Raw genomic sequence first — 14,626 nt, 5'->3', positions numbered from 1 at the left:
CTAAACGCTATGACGGGAACTGCAGCACGCACAACAATCCAGAGAGAGACGCATCGGGTGGAAGCGCCTTATTGGGAAGCCGCTGTTACCAGCCCTGAGCGGCCTTAATACGGCCCGGTGATTCCGTTATCATCCGAAATGATGAAAAGTATTTCAGCTGTTTTCATCATGATAAATGAGAGGTTAGCCAGCCGGATTTCCGGCACGGTGACGGAAATCGCAGTATGCGTTTCTCACCGCCAACCATATAAAAGGGTGGAACCGCGAGCAGATTTGCCCGCCCCTTGCAGCAGTTGTGCTGCAGGAGGGCTTTTTTTGATCGGGAACGCTGCTCCCGGGCCTGAAAAGGAGGCCGGGCCTGAAAACGTCCGGCGGGTCATTACCTTCAGAATAGTTAAACACATTCTTACAATAAAGGAGACAAATTATGATCATCACATTAAAAGACGGTTCCCGGAGAGAATATTCCGAACCGAAATCCATCATTGACATTGCTTTCGACATCAGTGAAGGCCTTGCACGCGCTGCCTGTGCCGGAGAGATTGACGGCAAAACTGCGGATCTCAGAACCATCGTGGACAGTGACTGTACCTTAAATATCCTGACCGCAAAAGATCCAGAAGGACTTTCCGCCGTCCGCCACACCTGTTCCCATGTCCTGGCTGAAGCCGTTAAACGGATGCGTCCCCAGGCCAAACTGACCATCGGCCCGTCCATTGAAAATGGTTTTTATTATGATTTTGACACGGAACCGTTTACCAGAGAAGATCTTGATAATCTGGAAAAAGAGATGAAAAAAATCATCAAACAGGGACAGAAGCTCGAGAAATTCACGCTTGAAAAAGCTGCCGCCATCCGCCTTATGGAGGAGAGGGAGGAACCGTACAAGGTGGAACTCATCGAGGCGCTCCCCGAGGGAGAGGAAATCTCATTCTACAGACAGGGCGACGATTTTACCGATCTCTGTGCCGGGCCTCACCTGATGAGCACGAAACCAATCAAGGCTTTCAAGCTTATCTCCTCCTCCATGGCCTATTGGAGAGGCGATTCCAGCAAGGCCCAGCTCCAGAGAATCTACGGAACCGCATTTGCCACAAAGGAAGAGTTAAACGCCTACCTGGAACATCTGGAGGATATTAAAAAACGCGACCACAACAAGCTGGGCCGCGAGATGCGTCTTTTCACCACGGTCGACGTCATCGGCCAGGGCCTTCCCCTGCTGATGCCGAAGGGCGTCAAAATCGTCCAGTCCCTGCAGCGCTGGGTCGAGGACCTGGAGGACAATGAGTGGGGCTATATCCGTACCAAAACTCCTCTGATGGCCAAATCCGATTTATATAAGATTTCCGGCCATTGGGAGCACTATAAGGACGGCATGTTTGTCCTGGGAGATGAGGAAAAAGACAAGGAAGTTTTCGCGCTCCGTCCGATGACCTGCCCATTCCAGTATTACGTATATAAGAACGACCAGCACTCCTACCGCGAGCTGCCGCTGCGCTACAGCGAAACGTCCACCCTGTTCAGGAATGAGGACTCCGGCGAGATGCACGGCCTGACACGCGTCCGTCAGTTTACCATCTCCGAGGGACATCTGATTATCCGACCCGACCAGGTTGAGGAAGAACTGGCCGGCTGCCTGGATCTGGCCGTCCACTGCCTGACCACTCTGGGACTTCAGGATGACGTAACTTACCGTCTGTCCAAATGGGATCCCAACAACCGTGAAAAATATCTCGGGGACGAGGAATACTGGGAGAAGACACAGGGTAAAATCCGTGACCTGCTGGTAGAGAAACAGGTTCCGTTTACAGAGGCCGACGGCGAAGCTGCATTCTACGGCCCAAAGATCGACATCCAGGCAAAGAACGTGTACGGCAAAGAGGATACGATGATCACTATCCAGTTAGATTGTGCTATTGCCGAGAATTTTGATATGTATTTCATCGACCAGAACGGTGAGAAGGTACGCCCCTATGTCATCCACAGGACATCTATGGGATGCTATGAGAGAACGCTGGCATGGCTTATCGAAAAGTATGCCGGCAAGTTCCCGACCTGGCTCTGCCCTGAGCAGGTAAGGGTTCTTCCAATCTCAGACAAATACGAGTCATACGCAAAAGAGGTGGAGAAGGAGTTAAAGAAAAACGGTATCTCCTGCACTCTGGATAGCCGCTCCGAAAAGATTGGTTATAAAATCCGCGAGACAAGACTTGACAAAGTTCCTTATATGCTGGTAGTCGGACAGCAGGAAGAGGCTGATAAGACGGTCTCCGTCAGGAGCCGTTTTGCAGGGGACGAGGGCGTAAAACCGCTCGGTGATTTCATTGAGCAGATTTGTAAGGAAATCCGGACAAAAGAGATTCGTGAAGAAGTAAGCGAAGCATAAAAATTCCTGTAAAATGAAAAAGCGGAGCATCGCTCCTGATATGAAATCACCATGATTTCTCATCAGGAGCGGTGCTCCTTCTAAATTTATTTTCTATCTTACCTTCTGTTTATCTCTTTTCGTGTCCTGCAAACATAGGATCATCCTGCCAGAGGATGACTCTGCCTTCCCTGAGTGAGGCAGGCAGATCGATGAGCCTCTGATTTTTTGACCCTCTGAAACGGAGGGTGATATCATACTCCGCCTCTACAAACCTGCCGTCTACCAGAATATCCAGGTATCCCAGCAGTTCGTCCGTGGCCTCGCAGTGCGCTCTCCCGCCTGCCGTCAAATCCTTCTCCAGCGTATACCCGGTATAGCACCAGATATCCTTTCCAGGGCAGGAGGACTTCACTTTCCTGATGAAGGGAAGAAGCGCCCGCTGGTTGGCCGGCTCCATCGGTTCGCCACCGAGAAGGCTCAGTCCCGCAACATAGGCCGGTTTCAGGCTGTCTATAATCTTCTGCTGTGTCTCTTCTGTAAATGATTCGCCAAAACTGAAATCCCAGGCCTCACTGTTAAAGCATCCGGGACAGCGGTGAGTGCAGCCTGATACAAAAAGGCTGGTCCTCACACCGGTTCCGTTGGCGATATCACAGTATTTGATATTGGCATAGTTCATGGTTATCTCCTACAGATGCAGAACCCTGTCACGGATTTCTTCGGTACGTCCCTGATTCCAGTACTGTGTTCCGATATATCCGCAGGTACGTCTGGCTACGTTCATCTTGGACTGATCGCGGTTCTTACAGCTCGGGCATTCCCAGACAAGCTTTCCGTCGTCCTCCACGATACGTATCTCCCCGTCATAGCCGCATTCCTGGCAGTAATCGGATTTCGTGTTCAGCTCTGCATACATAATGTTGTCGTAAATAAACTGCAGTACGCTGATGACGGCCTCCAGGTTGTCCTGCATATCCGGCACTTCCACGTAGCTGATGGCTCCGCCCGGTGAAAGCTTCTGGAACTGGCTCTCAAACTGCAGTTTAGTAAAGGCGTCGATCTCTTCGGATACATGGACATGGTAGCTGTTTGTGATATATCCCTTATCGGTAATTCCCTCTACGAGGCCGAAACGCTTCTGCAGGCATTTGGAGAATTTGTATGTGGTGGACTCAAGCGGAGTTCCGTATAAGCTGAAATCGATATTGTGTTCTGCTTTCCACTTTGCACACATATCATTCATATGCTGCATCACCTTCATGGCAAACGGAGTCACATCCGGAGCGGTGTGGGATTTGCCTGTCATATATTTACAGCACTCATAAAGGCCTGCATATCCGAGACTGATGGTGGAATATCCTCCGTAGAGAAGTTTATCAATTACCTCCCCCTTCTCAAGCCGGGCCAGGGCGCCGTGCTGCCACAGAATCGGAGCCGCATCGGACAAGGTTCCCTTAAGGCGGTTGTGTCTGCACATCAGCGCCTCATGGCAGAGCTCCAGCCGTTCGTCAAAAAGCTCCCAGAATTTATCGAAGTCGCCTTCACTTGAGAGAGCCAGGTCCACCAGGTTGATCGTTACAACGCCCTGGTTAAATCTGCCATAGTATTTTGCTTTTCCCGTCTCAGGATCGACATATGGGGTCAGGAAACTCCTGCAGCCCATACAGGTATAGCAGTGGCCTTCACCATTCTTATCGACCTTGTTCTGCAGCATGATTTTCTCACTGATATAGTCGGGAACCATTCTTTTAGCCGTACATTTGGCCGCCAGCTTTGTCAGATAAAAATAAGGCGTTCCCTCCTTCAGGTTATCTTCCTCCAGCACGTAAATCAGCTTTGGAAATGCCGGTGTTACCCAGACTCCTTCCTCATTCTTCACGCCCTGGTAACGCTGAAGCAGCGTTTCTTCAATAATCAGAGCCAGATCTTCCTTCTCCTGCTGATTGCGCGCTTCGTTGAGATACATGAATACGGTAACAAACGGCGCCTGGCCATTGGTCGTCATCAGGGTCACAACCTGATACTGGATCGTCTGCACGCCGCGGCTGATCTCCTCTTTCAGGCGCTTGTTCACCATCTCTTCCATCTGGGCTTCGGTAGCGCTGATCCCTAAGCTTGCCATCTCTTCCTGGACGCTCTGGCGGATTTTCCTGCGGCTCACGTCTACGAAGGGAGCCAAATGGGTCAGGCTGATGCTCTGTCCGCCGTACTGGCTGCTGGCCACCTGGGCAATAATCTGAGTAGCGATATTGCAGGCCGTGGAAAAGCTGTGCGGCTTATCGATTCCCGTACCGCTGATAACAGTGCCGTTCTGCAGCATGTCCTCTAAATTGACAAGGTCGCAGTTGTGCATATGCTGTGCGAAGTAGTCGGAATCGTGGAAATGGATAATTCCCTGCTCGTGGGCTTCCACCACTTCCTGCGGAAGCAGAAGGCGCGTGGTCAAATCCTTGCTGACCTCGCCTGCCATATAGTCACGCTGCACGCTGTTCACGGTCGGGTTCTTGTTGGAATTCTCCTGCTTTACATCCTCGTTGTTACACTCGATCAGGCTCAGAATCTTGTCGTCCGTCGTGTTGCTGGTACGTTTAAGAGTTCTGATGTAGCGGTATGTGATGTACTTTCTCGCCACCTCAAAGGCCTGCTGCTCCATGATCTGGTTCTCAACAAGATCCTGGATCTCCTCCACACTCATCGTGTGCGGTCTTGTGCTGCATACCTGTTCTACCTGGTCTGCGATGGCGTCAATCTGCTCCTTGCTCAGCTGTTGGTTCGCCTGAACGACCTCATTGGCTTTGCTGACCGCCATCATGATCTTTGATATGTCAAAGACTGCTTCAGATCCGTTTCGTTTGATAATCTTCATACCCAAAACTTCCTCCTGTAACTCATTCTATATATGGTAGTATTGTGAGCCGGACCGCCGGTCCGGCATCCATTGGTTGTTTGACAATAAAAAGCCGGAAAAACGTGCTTTTCGTTGTTGGCGGCGGTAGCCTTCACGCGGTGCGTTCCGGTATCGCTTGTGCTTTATTAGTATAAGCCAGGATACAAATACTGTCAACATCAAAATACCATATATTAGTTCGTTTTTCTTTTCACACTACCATATCTTGTGTTTCCTTGCTGGTTCTTACAATAATATCTGTTCGGCCCCGATGCTGGAAAATGCCTGATTTAAAAGGAATGGGAGGCATTATTGGAAAAAAATCCCCCTATTTTCTGGTACACCGCCTTCATCGATTTTTCCCATAAATTACCATATCTGGGGTATAGCAGTTTCAGGCGTCCGAAATCCGGACATAGAACGGTTCTGCATCCGCGGATTTGGATGCAGAACCGCTTTTCTGAATCTATAAACTATATTGCTCTATGCTCTGCCTGGTTATCAGTAACTCGGCTCAAACACGGATTTATCCTCCAGTCCGGTATCAGAGGATTCCTCCTTATCATACACCAGGTTTTCTCCCTGGATGTCAAACACGTAAACTGCGTCGGTTCCCTGTCTTCTCATCACCAGCCTGTCGTTCTCCACCTCATAATCTCCCATGGGAAGGGAACTCATCAGGACTGAATATTCAAATACAAAACGGCCGTTTTCATCAAGCTCCACAAAAGGTTTTATAACCTCCTCCGAGGCCACAAATTTATATTTTCCCGTCATATTTCCCGGATTCGGCCTGAAAAAGCGGAGATATTCACTGTAAATGTTATGGCCGCTCTCAGCCGGTTTTCCATCGACGGTGATCTTAACCGCATATGCATCGAATGCCTTCAGGAACGTATTGACAATGCCTCCCATATAGAAATACTCGCCTGAGGTCCCCAGGCTGTTCAGTCTGGTCAGGAATGCTTCATTGAAGTCGAGAGCCAGATAGGTCATCCCCTCTTTTTCCGACACTTCCAATGAATTTACTTTCACGCCCTCCTCCAGGACGCCTGCCCCAATCAGCGCGTCCGCCAGGTTTTCGGCAGTTAATTCAGGAAGCAGCGCCTCTTCCATCACCATCATCTCCACCGTATCGTTGCCGCGGTATATCGTCACTTTCGTTCCTGCCTCATCCTGCGTTTCACGCATCTGTTTCTCTTCATCCGTCTCAAAGACTGCCTGGCTCTGTTCCACGGCGGCATCTCTCCCGGCCGGAACGCCGCTGCCCGGAATTTCTCCTTCTTTGCTCTCGGAGCTTTTTCCCGGCAAATCCGTTTCTCCGCTCTTTCGTCCCGCCGAACACGCCGTTAAAGACAAAGCCAGCGCAGCCATGAGCATAATACCTGTAATGCGTTTTCCCGAACTTATTCTTTTTTTCACAATATCTCCTCCTGTGCTGCAGTAAAACGGGTTCTTTTGTTTTATTGTAGCACAGGATAAGCCTGTTTTTGATAGAGATTCTATTACGTATTCTTACAATATTTTGTACTTCTCATCATACTGTCCGCCCATCCGCCGTCATCCCTGCCGGTTCGTCGGACATCCAATCAGGAAGCCGACGCAGCCGGATACAAAATCGCGGAACTGGGCGACCGTGGCCGTCACCGAGGGTGTTGTCTCTATAGCTGCGCCCAATGCCCCGGCATTCCGAAGCAGAATCAGCGTTATGAGGCAGAACAGTCCAACGCCCGCCGCTATCAGAATCTGCAGGCGGCTTGCCTCGATATACGTTCCCCCCTTATCCTTAACGGCCGGTTCCTGACTATCACCGCTCCGGCCGTCCACGCTCTGTTCCTCCATCCTTTCATCCTGCGTTTCCGCCGCAGGGGAACTGTGGTGTATAAAATTAGCGCTCAAAAAATATCCGAAAATGGCAGCAGCAGAGGTTCTGACAATCACATCAATTTCACTCCCCTGCGCCCAGCCGCCCGGATGCACCAGAAGGCTGTATGCGGACTGCAGAAGCAGAACCGCCATAAATACAATCAGGCATTTATCCACCAGGTGTATTCCGGCAAGTTCCGGCCGGAGCCATTTATATTTAAAAATCTGTCTCATCTCTCATTCCCAGCATCCTTTCCGTATCAACTGAGTCTTTGGTGAATTTTCAGTATGTCCACCTCCTATATGATATGCCTTTATAAATCCTTTTGTCACCTGCCGGCGGGCGGACCTTTATCCCGAAGCATTCCAGCAGGAGGCAGGAGGTATGCCACGGGTATATAATGCAGTTTACCGCGATCGGAAAACCCGGCCTGCAGAAGAAAGTTCTGCGGACCGGGTTTTCATCATGCACTGAATTCTTACTTGTGCACCAACTCTTTTGCGCCAATTTTTTTGTCCTGTTTACTATTTATTATTCTCAATCACCGGCTCCAGGCTGTCACTGCTGGGCCAGAACGCCGTCTTCGCCGACATATTTGCCGTCCGGCGTCGCCGAATTCGTCAGCATCTCCCCATTCTCATTCAGGAAATACCATTTTTCCTTCCAGTTGACCCAACCGGTCATCCGGTATCCCTGTTCATTGAAGAAATACCATTTCCCGTCAATCTGCTGCCAGTTATTCGTCACATACGTTCCATCTGAATTGCTGTACCACCAGCCCGCCGCATCGCTCTTCCAGGTTCCCGCCGCAGGACCGCTGCCGCTCGGTTTGTAGGCTGCCGCCGCCGTAAGTTCCGCCGCTTTCTCTGCGGATACCTCGAACGTGTCGGATTCCTGCCACTCGCCTTTTCGAGATGAATTATAGTAAGCGCGCACTTCAAAGCGGTATGTGCCCGCGCTGGTGATGTATTTCGAGAAATTATAAAAGGTCTCTTTGACCGGACGGACGGATGTTACAAACTTGTCGTCACGGTAAAGACGCAGCTCATAATAGGTGGCGTCCTCACTGTCGCTCCACTCTCCCACTCCGCTGTATTCATTCCACTCCACTTCGTCCGTGTCCAGCTCATAGTCGTTGTCGTCCGCCTTCAGGGCGTTTAAGGTCACCGTCACAATCAGTTCTTCCGCGCTCTTTCTTCTCACGGAACTTACGGTTCCCTTCGAACCGGTCAGGCTGACTTTTTTCTTGCCGAATCCCGATTTAAAATAGTAATCAGACTCCGCCTCCAACGTCACCTCCACCTTGGGCTTGTCTTTGTGTTTCCACTCTCCGTTCGGCTCGTTGGTCACATCCACATTCGCTATATAACATCCTTCTGAGTCGGTCGTCACCTCCACATCGGAACCGCTGTCTTTCACCTCAATCGAGGACGTCACATCGAGCGCCACATCCTCCACAGGCGTGCGATCCTCCTCCGCCATGGCCGTAATCGTACCGGCAAGTGTCATTCCTGCCGCAGCCAAAAGAAGGAGCCATGTCCTGACCGGCTTTATTCTGTTTTTCTTCTCATTTACTCTTTTGTCTCTCATCACTGCTTCCTCCTGACATTACTTTTACCGCGCTCTCAGTGTGCCGGCTCTGTCTTAGCCGCACCTGGCCATACCGCATCCGGCGGCGCTTCATCCATCTCTGCCGCCTCTTTCTGCATAAAACCGGCCCGGCCGGTCTGTTCACTATGATTTTACCACATTTTTTCCGTTCTGTCTCCTCATTCCATATTATGAATCATTGCCGTTATTCTTGATTTCTCCGACAGTTTGTGCTAAATAACTGTATAGCACCAATAATATTTCATTATGTAAAGGAGACGATACCATGAATTTTAGAGAAATAAAAGCGGAAGAACTTACGTTTAACCCATTTACCAGAATCGGTTCCGACTGGATGTTAATCACGGCCGGTGATGAAAAGAAATTCAACACAATGACCGCCAGTTGGGGCGGAACAGGTGTATTCTGGGGAAAAAATGTGGTAACCTGCTACATCCGTCCTCAGCGCTATACAAAAGAATTTGTCGATGCAAACGATACCTTTACTCTCTCTTTCTACGGTCCCGAGTATAAGAAAGCCCTGAGTATCTGCGGGTCTGTTTCCGGCAGGGATCATGATAAGGCTGCTGAAACCGGCCTCACACCGTATTTTACCGACGGCACCGCAGCTTTTGAAGAGGCGGACCTCATTTTTGTCTGCAAAAAAATTTACCAGGATGAGATGCCGTATGAGAACTTCATCGCCAAAGAAAATGATGTAAAGTGGTATCCCAATAAGGACTACCACACCATGTACATGGCAGAAATACTGAAAATTCTTGTAAAAGACTGATTTCCTAAAGACTCGGATCAACCGCGGCCGTCCATCTGTTTGTCCTTCCCGCATATTTCCGCTTTATTTTGTGAAATCTGCTGATTGTAAAATAACCGGTTTTCCTGTAGAATCTAAAAAAGTTTTTGAATTTACCGCTTATTTTGAGGATACAGACAATCTATGGACACAAAAACAAAGACTTCCCGCTCTCTCATCAAAGACATGACTTCCGGCAGCCCGGCAAAACTGATTCTGGGTTTTGCTGTTCCCATGCTGCTCGGCATGCTGTTCCAGCAGTTTTACAGTATGGTGGACACCGTGATTGTCGGCAAATTTCTCGGTGTGGATGCCCTGGCCGCCGTCGGTTCCACGGATGCTGTTAATTTTATGATTAACGGTTTTGTCATCGGCCTCTGTTCGGGTTTTGCCATCCCCGTATCACAGCGGTTCGGGGCGCGCGATTATAAAGATATGAGGCGGTTTGCCGCCAACGCCGGCTGGCTGTCCCTGATATTTGCCGCGGTCATGACCGTCTCCGGCACGTCTGCTTCGCCTCACCGCTCGCATGGATTTTTGCCGACGCCTTCCTGATTCCCGCTTTCCGGCACTGTGTCAGATATTTAAAACGTACCCTGCCGCCCGCCTGAACGCAGAGTGATATGGAATCATACAAAACGGAAAAAGCACGCTTCGCGAACTTTTTATTGCCACTCAATCATGACGGCGCAGGTCTCCGCTTGCCACAACTTTCCATTGTGACAAACCGGAGGCCTGCGCCGTTTGTTTGAACCGTATCTTTTTTCATATCTTTTTTGGAGTTCTATTCGTATCTCGATTCCGTTTTATTCTGGTCCCTTGATTCTTTTTACCGCTTATCAGGATGCGACGCAAATATCCGGTCTTCTATATCCGATATCGTAATCTCTTTTAACCGTTCGCGGCATCTCTGGTCCAGCCCTTCATAAATCTCCGTCATAACTCCGGCCATACCCGATGAGACAAGGCAGTCTTTCTCTGGATCTCCGCTTTTCCATGCTGTGGTTACAAAAGAAGTCTGAAGCGCATCCGCAATCATTAAAAGATTCACCTCCGAGGCATCCCTGTGGAAAAGGTATCCGCCCTCGGCGCCTTCCTTCGTCTTAATCAGATTCGCTTTTTTCAGTTTTGCCATAACCTTCCTGATTCTGGCGGCATTTGTGCACACATTCTCCGCGAGCCCTTCGCTGGAGTAAACTGTCCCTTTGTGTGATAAAAATACAAGGGCGTGCACTGCAATTGTAAATTCGCTGGTCATATTCTCATCCCCCTTGCGGTATTCCGCTTAATTTCTCTTTCCTGCCATCGTCTGATCGATGATGCTCTTCATCATATCCTCACTGAGCTGGCCGCTGGCATATCCAAATACATTGCCGTCACGGTCAATCATAAACGTGGTTGGGAAAGAATAAATTCCGTAAGCTGTAAACATCTCACCCGTCGTATCCATCACGACAGGATACGTATATCCATTTTCACTCAGGAATTCTTTGATTCCTTCTTCCGACTTCTCACTTCCCATATTCGGTGCGGCAATTCCAAGCACAATCAGGGCATCGTCGCCTTCCGTATCATAAGTGTCGTAAAGCTTCTGGATATCCGGCATCTCGGCACGGCACGGCGGACACCATGTTGCCCAGAAGTTCAGGAAAACGGTCTTTCCTTTATAGTCCGACAGTGTATGGGTATTGCCAAACTGATCCGTCAGGGTAAAATCGATTGCCGGCATCAGTACAGGTTCCTCCGCTGCGCTCTCACCCGAAGCGGTTTCTCCGGCCGCGGAACCGTTATTTCCTGCATTCTCTCCGGCGGCTGTCTCTCCGCTTTCCGGCTGGGATGCATTTTCCGTTGTATCTTCGGACGCATTTTCTTCTTTGGAAGTCTCCTCTGTGGATTCCTCCGTACTGCCGGCGCCTGTATTATACTCAGTTCCGGAAGGCGGTGAAAGTCTGGAAAGATATCCGGTCACAGCATTCATCTTTCCGGTAAACATCAGAATTCCCATGAATACCATCAGGATTCCGCCGACTCTTACCGTATACTTTACAACATTCATATGGCTCTTAAAGAATTCCAGCAGGGAGGTGGTAAACAGGCCGACCGCCAGGAACGGAAGCACAAAACCTGCCGTGTAAACGCCTATCAGCATAAAGGCCATCGCCTTTGTGCTGGCCGAGGCCGCCATCAGAAGAACACTGGCCAGAGCCGGTCCTACGCAGGGCGTCCATGCAAAGCTGAACGTAAAGCCCATAATCAGGGCAGTAATCGGTGACATGGCAACGGTATCGAGTTTGAAAGGAAGTCTTCTCTCTTTGCCGAGCATGGTGCTGGTCCCGAAAGCGCCGAGCTGGTACAGACCGAAAAGTATGACGATGATGCCGCCGACCCTCGCAAACATAAGCTGGTTTTTATTAAAGAAGTTGCCCATGGCTGAAAATCCCAGTCCCAGAAGGAAAAATGCAAAGCTGACTCCGATTACGAAGAAAAGCGTATGCGTCATTACCTTGCTTCTCTTATAATAGATTCTGCCGTCCTCTCCCCGACTTCCGGTGCCTCCGGACAGATACCCGATGTATAACGGTATCAGCGGCAGTACACAGGGTGAAAAAAAGCTGATCAGGCCCTGAAAAAACACTGTCAGAACCGGTACACTGATATCTAATGAAAATCCCATATAGTACACTCCTTTATGTCTTGTAAAATTCTAGTTTCGTCTTGTTACGGCCGGTTTATACGGCAAATAAGTCGTTAAACGCTTCCGCCATCGTGGGATGGGTAAAAATCATGTCTCTGAGCATGGTGTACGGGGCTTTTGTATCCATGGCCATTTTGATGATATTAATCAGTTCATAAGATTCCTCGCAGAAGAGGTGGGCTCCCAGTATCAGTCCTGTCTTCTCATCGATGACAGCTTTTAAGAGGCCGTCTGTCTGCTCCAGCACCTTTGACTTGACAATATCCGCCGCGGCAAGCCTGGCAATCTTCACCTGATATCCCGCCGCTATGGCATCTTTCTCACTGAGCCCCACTCTGGAAAACGCAGGAGACAGAAAAACGCTGTAGGGTACGGCCCCTCTCTTCTTCCGGGTATAGTTCCCGTCACCGAGAATCCTGGATTTAATGATTCTGCTGTCGTCCAGTGAAATGTAGGTAAACTGAAGACCGCCCGTCACATCTCCCATCGCATAAACTTCAGGGGCCGTTGTCATCATGGAGTCATCGGTGATGATTCCGCCTCTTGAATTCACTTCAATACCGGCTGCTTCCAGGTTAAGGCCGCCCGTCTCCGGCCTGCGTCCCGTTGCAACAAGGACCGCATCGGCATTCAGGGTCTTTTCCCCTTCACTGTCTTCAAATGTGACCGCCGCATGCTCCTGCACCTGCCGCACCGACCTTACTTTTACGCCGGTCAGCACCTCAACGCCTCTGGATGCCAGTGATTTCCTCACCGCATCTGCGATATCGGCATCCTCCCTTGGAAGAAATACATCTTCATCCTGGAGAATTGTCACCTCTGAGCCAAAGTTTGCATAAATGGAGGAAAATTCAACTCCAATGTAGCCTCCTCCTATGATCACCAGTTTCTTCGGAAGTTCTTTCAGATCCAGAAGAGTCTCGCTTGTATATACAAAAGGATTGCCTTTTATCCCCTCAATCGGAGGGATAAAAGCGGAAGCGCCAGTGTTTATAAAAATCCGGCTTCCCGCAAGCCTTGTGACCGTACCTTCATGCTCCACCTCAACCTCGTGAGATGAAACGAACCGGGCCGTACCGTCCATTACCGTAATATTTGGATGGCTCGACAGTTTCAGGTGATTCTTTGCACGCAGCCTGCCCGTCAGTTCATCTTTATGTTCCACAGCCTCCCTGTATGCTGCCGCCCTCTCTTCAAAGCTGCCGCCCGCGGCTGCCGCGAGTCCCGCCCTGTAGACATACAACTTGGTCGGTATACATCCGACATTGGGGCAGGTTCCCCCATACATTTTAGAGGATCTCTCAATCATCACCGTCTTCTGTCCCGCATCTCCCAGCGCTTTCGCCAGTGTCTTTCCGCCTTTTCCAAAGCCGATTATGACTGCATCGTATTTTTCTGATATTGCTATCGGTTTCTGTTCCATTATCTTATCTCCCTGCCATCTGATACACAATGTGTATCTTTATTTATTACAGTTGTTATCTGTAACTTTATCAGATACAGTTTTGTTTGTCAAGGATTTTTTGAAAATTTGCTGTGTTCTCATTTCACAACCGCTCTCCCACCGCTTCCGGACCACAGATGACAGCCCAAACAACGAAAAGCAGAGAAGTTCCGCCTTGTCACGGCGGCCGCCCTCTGCTTTTCACAAATTATCATCTTTTCACGAATTATCATTTATTCGCAAATTATCTGTATTTCCCTAGTTATTATAATTTTGCATCCTGAACCGATTCCCGGTCAATGAACGGCAGAGCGTCTAAAAGAGTGCGGATTATCACCGCCTCCCCGCACTGCTTCTTTCCTTCCCGGTCCAGAAGTACCGGCCGGATTCCGGCAGATACTGCCCCTTTCACGTCGGATTCCACGGAATCTCCGATATGTATTACCTCATCCGCCCTGCATCCGCTTACCTCAAGCGCCCGCTCAAACAGTTCCCGGTGCGGTTTATATGCTCTGACGCTCTCGCCGCAGACAATGCCGGCCGGGGCAAGTCCTTTATCCCTCATTGCCTCTTCGACATAGGGAAGTCCGTTATTCGTTATGATATATATAGGAAGCCTGCACCTCTCAAAGAATTCCGCTGCGTCAGGAAAGGCCGGCGCATACATCCAGAATCTCCGGCACAGTTCATGAAGTTCGTCGAAGTTCTCCTTCAGATGGATCTCCGTCCCGCAGCGCTCCAGTGTCCGCTCCACTATCTCATCCTGGGTCAGGAAATTCTCACCGAAGCTTTCTGCCTCAAACCTTTTAATCTGTTTCCACCAATAGTCCAGCATGGCTCCGATGCTTTCGATGTCACTGTTCCTATAGCAGCGCATCAGCATTTGCGAGGCATCCACCCCGCCTTCCTCAATGATCGTTCCGGTATAGTCGATAAAGACCGCCTTCAGCATATACTCCGTCTC

12 protein-coding genes are annotated in these 14,626 nt (G+C 49.8%); 3 read left to right on the top strand and 9 right to left on the bottom strand.

Annotated features, from left to right (window positions below):
* Positions 1–427 precede the first annotated feature (427 nt).
* Positions 428–2,386 (top strand): threonine--tRNA ligase, encoded by a 1,959-nt coding sequence (thrS, locus tag EJL91_RS14000; protein WP_125142574.1) that lies wholly within the window; start codon positions 428–430, stop codon positions 2,384–2,386.
* 109 nt (positions 2,387–2,495) lie between these two features.
* On the opposite strand, the gene nrdG is transcribed toward thrS, so the two are convergent.
* The 5 genes from nrdG to EJL91_RS13975 all read right to left on the bottom strand — a co-directional run bounded on the left by nrdG (position 2,496) and on the right by EJL91_RS13975 (position 8,712).
* Positions 2,496–3,047 carry an anaerobic ribonucleoside-triphosphate reductase activating protein gene (gene nrdG, locus EJL91_RS13995; RefSeq protein WP_125142573.1) on the bottom strand — a complete coding sequence of 184 codons (552 nt, stop codon included), beginning with the start codon at positions 3,045–3,047 and terminating at the stop codon, positions 2,496–2,498.
* Positions 3,048–3,056: 9 nt separating this feature from the next.
* Positions 3,057–5,234, bottom strand: a complete 2,178-nt coding sequence (gene nrdD, locus EJL91_RS13990) for an anaerobic ribonucleoside-triphosphate reductase (protein ID WP_125142572.1) — start codon at positions 5,232–5,234, stop codon at positions 3,057–3,059.
* Between the two features lie 522 nt (positions 5,235–5,756).
* Positions 5,757–6,677, bottom strand: a complete 921-nt coding sequence (locus EJL91_RS13985; RefSeq protein ID WP_243125348.1) for a GerMN domain-containing protein — start codon at positions 6,675–6,677, stop codon at positions 5,757–5,759.
* A gap of 138 nt (positions 6,678–6,815) precedes the next feature.
* On the bottom strand, positions 6,816–7,355 hold the full coding sequence (locus tag EJL91_RS13980) for a hypothetical protein (RefSeq protein WP_125142571.1): 540 nt from the start codon (positions 7,353–7,355) through the stop codon (positions 6,816–6,818).
* Positions 7,356–7,680: 325 nt separating this feature from the next.
* The gene (locus tag EJL91_RS13975) at positions 7,681–8,712 is read right to left on the bottom strand and encodes an N-acetylmuramoyl-L-alanine amidase family protein (RefSeq protein WP_243125347.1); all 1,032 of its coding nucleotides are present in this window, start codon (positions 8,710–8,712) and stop codon (positions 7,681–7,683) included.
* 286 nt (positions 8,713–8,998) lie between these two features.
* Between EJL91_RS13975 and EJL91_RS13970 the strand changes: the two genes are divergently transcribed.
* Both EJL91_RS13970 and EJL91_RS13965 read left to right on the top strand, forming a co-directional pair.
* On the top strand, positions 8,999–9,505 hold the full coding sequence (locus tag EJL91_RS13970) for a flavin reductase (RefSeq protein ID WP_125142570.1): 507 nt from the start codon (positions 8,999–9,001) through the stop codon (positions 9,503–9,505).
* A 162-nt stretch (positions 9,506–9,667) separates the two neighbouring features.
* The gene (locus EJL91_RS13965) at positions 9,668–10,078 is read left to right on the top strand and encodes an MATE family efflux transporter (RefSeq protein WP_125142569.1); all 411 of its coding nucleotides are present in this window, start codon (positions 9,668–9,670) and stop codon (positions 10,076–10,078) included.
* A 274-nt stretch (positions 10,079–10,352) separates the two neighbouring features.
* On the opposite strand, the gene EJL91_RS13960 is transcribed toward EJL91_RS13965, so the two are convergent.
* The 4 genes from EJL91_RS13960 to EJL91_RS13945 all read right to left on the bottom strand — a co-directional run bounded on the left by EJL91_RS13960 (position 10,353) and on the right by EJL91_RS13945 (position 14,614).
* Positions 10,353–10,781, bottom strand: coding sequence for an RrF2 family transcriptional regulator (locus EJL91_RS13960; RefSeq protein ID WP_125142568.1), 429 nt, complete (start codon positions 10,779–10,781; stop codon positions 10,353–10,355).
* 27 nt (positions 10,782–10,808) lie between these two features.
* Positions 10,809–12,197: a redoxin family protein gene (locus EJL91_RS13955; protein WP_125142567.1), complete on the bottom strand. Its 1,389-nt coding sequence runs from the start codon at positions 12,195–12,197 to the stop codon at positions 10,809–10,811.
* 55 nt (positions 12,198–12,252) lie between these two features.
* Complete coding sequence (locus EJL91_RS13950; protein ID WP_125142566.1) at positions 12,253–13,641, bottom strand: FAD-dependent oxidoreductase; 1,389 nt, start codon at positions 13,639–13,641, stop codon at positions 12,253–12,255.
* 286 nt (positions 13,642–13,927) lie between these two features.
* Positions 13,928–14,614, bottom strand: a complete 687-nt coding sequence (locus tag EJL91_RS13945) for an HAD family hydrolase (RefSeq protein WP_125142565.1) — start codon at positions 14,612–14,614, stop codon at positions 13,928–13,930.
* Positions 14,615–14,626 lie beyond the last annotated feature (12 nt).

It is taken from the genome of Clostridium transplantifaecale, from assembly GCF_900626075.1.
Lineage (GTDB): Bacteria > Bacillota > Clostridia > Lachnospirales > Lachnospiraceae > Otoolea > Otoolea transplantifaecalis.
This window is presented reverse-complemented; position numbering and strand designations above follow the sequence as displayed.

What these genes read in the sequence shown, in the direction of transcription:
- thrS (WP_125142574.1), top strand. Translation starts at nt 428, where the DNA reads ATGATCATCACATTAAAAGACGGTTCCCGGAGAGAATATTCCGAACCG.
- EJL91_RS13950 (WP_125142566.1), bottom strand. Translation starts at nt 13,641, where the DNA reads ATGGAACAGAAACCGATAGCAATATCAGAAAAATACGATGCAGTCATA.
- nrdG (WP_125142573.1), bottom strand. Translation starts at nt 3,047, where the DNA reads ATGAACTATGCCAATATCAAATACTGTGATATCGCCAACGGAACCGGT.
- EJL91_RS13945 (WP_125142565.1), bottom strand. Translation starts at nt 14,614, where the DNA reads ATGCTGAAGGCGGTCTTTATCGACTATACCGGAACGATCATTGAGGAA.
- EJL91_RS13980 (WP_125142571.1), bottom strand. Translation starts at nt 7,355, where the DNA reads ATGAGACAGATTTTTAAATATAAATGGCTCCGGCCGGAACTTGCCGGA.
- EJL91_RS13970 (WP_125142570.1), top strand. Translation starts at nt 8,999, where the DNA reads ATGAATTTTAGAGAAATAAAAGCGGAAGAACTTACGTTTAACCCATTT.
- EJL91_RS13965 (WP_125142569.1), top strand. Translation starts at nt 9,668, where the DNA reads ATGGACACAAAAACAAAGACTTCCCGCTCTCTCATCAAAGACATGACT.
- EJL91_RS13975 (WP_243125347.1), bottom strand. Translation starts at nt 8,712, where the DNA reads ATGAGAGACAAAAGAGTAAATGAGAAGAAAAACAGAATAAAGCCGGTC.
- EJL91_RS13955 (WP_125142567.1), bottom strand. Translation starts at nt 12,197, where the DNA reads ATGGGATTTTCATTAGATATCAGTGTACCGGTTCTGACAGTGTTTTTT.
- EJL91_RS13960 (WP_125142568.1), bottom strand. Translation starts at nt 10,781, where the DNA reads ATGACCAGCGAATTTACAATTGCAGTGCACGCCCTTGTATTTTTATCA.
- nrdD (WP_125142572.1), bottom strand. Translation starts at nt 5,234, where the DNA reads ATGAAGATTATCAAACGAAACGGATCTGAAGCAGTCTTTGACATATCA.